The organism is Bradyrhizobium sp. Leo114 (assembly GCF_055229415.2).
This window is the reverse complement of record NZ_JBUYEN020000279.1, coordinates 1-255: the sequence shown is the minus strand read 5'-3', so window position 1 is coordinate 255 and position 255 is coordinate 1. Positions and strand designations below refer to the sequence as shown.

Annotated in this window: 1 protein-coding gene; it reads left to right on the top strand. The window is 66.3% G+C overall.

Annotation, left to right across the window (positions count from 1 at the left end; all coding sequences use genetic code 11):
• The coding region (locus tag ACZIRK_RS45745; protein ID WP_463703716.1) for a sigma factor-like helix-turn-helix DNA-binding protein at window positions 1-255 on the top strand (255 nt) is incomplete at both ends.

The window sequence follows — 255 nt, the reverse complement described above, 5'->3', positions numbered from 1 at the left end:
TGTCGATGCGCCGGATCAAAGAGGTTCTCCGCTTAAAACATGTTCAAGGCTTGCCGGAGCGAGCCATCGCGCGCACCCTGGGCATCAGCAACGGTGCCGTGCACAGCTATCTGCGCCGAGCCGGAGCCGCCGGGCTGAACTGGCCGTTGCCGGCCGGAATGACCGACGAGGACCTGGAGCTGCTGCTTTTCCCTGCGCCGAAGCCGGCGTCGCAGAGCCTCCAGCGGCCCGCTCCCGACTGGGGCTATGTCGACA